This window comes from Mycobacterium sp. 1165178.9, assembly GCF_001673555.1.
Classification (GTDB): Bacteria; Actinomycetota; Actinomycetes; order Mycobacteriales; family Mycobacteriaceae; genus Mycobacterium.
Map to the genome: position 1 here is coordinate 1 of NZ_LZMB01000156.1, position 628 is coordinate 628.

A 628-nucleotide genomic window follows, 5' to 3' on the forward strand; every position below is an offset into this window, starting at 1 on the left:
GGACCTGGTCCGCCCATTGCCAGGTGGCTGGAGGCGAAGGTGACGCCTTTGTCGATCATGGCGCCGTCGTCGGCGTAGGTGTCGTGGGCGGAGAAGTTCATGCCGTCCGAGCAGACCGGGTCTTCGGTGGCGCAGACCTTGACGGTTTTGTCTTGGTAGAGCGGGCCGATGACCACGGGGGGTTCGTTGAGGAAGTTCATCGCCCGCACGTTGGGCATGCCGAAGAGTACGACCGAGGAGACGTGGCTGGCGACGTCGGGGGACAGCGGTTTGGGGACGGTGTTGGGGTCGATGCCGTCGGGGACGGCCGCGGAGGTGACAAAGCCCATCACGGCCGCGCCCTGGGAGTAGCCGCCGAGCACCATCTTGGTGTTGGGGCAGTCGTGGGCCATCGAATTGATGTGGGCGCCCGCGTCTCTGATGCCGTCGATGCCGGTGGCCCATTGGTCGCTGGCGGGGTAGTTGACCGGGTAGACGTCGAAGGAGCGTCCGCCCACGCGCTGGCGCAGGGAGTCGACGAAGGCTTGGCCGGTGGGGCCCACGCCGGGGGCTTCGCCGGTGCCGCGGGCGAACACTACTTGCACATCGGGACACTGGGCAGCCGAGGCGGTGGAGATGACGGAGGTGG

The 628-nt window shown here is 67.5% G+C and carries 1 protein-coding gene; it reads right to left on the bottom strand.

What is annotated here, in order from left to right; all coding sequences use genetic code 11:
* On the bottom strand, nucleotides 1–628 hold a 628-nt coding region (locus A5652_RS07560; protein WP_156745207.1), incomplete at both ends, for a cutinase family protein.